A 221-nucleotide genomic window follows, 5' to 3' on the forward strand; every position below is an offset into this window, starting at 1 on the left:
GCGAGGGCGCAGGGCAAGAGGCTCGGCCGGCCGCCGGTCCTCGACCCGGAGCGGCGGGCCGAGATCGAGGCCGGACTGCGGAAGGGCGAGGCGATCTCCGCCTTGGCGCGACGGTTCAAGACCAGCCGACAGACCGTGCAGCGTATCCGCGACCATCGTGGTAAGGTGAACGCACCGGCTGAGAATACCTGAACTAGAAAGGACTTCTCGGATTTGACGGC

Annotated in this window: 1 protein-coding gene; it reads left to right on the forward strand. The window is 67.0% G+C overall.

From position 1 onward, the window contains the following. Window positions 1-192: helix-turn-helix domain-containing protein (locus tag Q1B08_RS21920; RefSeq protein WP_299823632.1), on the forward strand; the 192-nt coding region annotated here is incomplete at its 5' end. Window positions 193-221 lie beyond the last annotated feature (29 nt).

The organism is uncultured Jannaschia sp., from assembly GCF_947494025.1.
GTDB lineage: Bacteria > Pseudomonadota > Alphaproteobacteria > Rhodobacterales > Rhodobacteraceae > Jannaschia.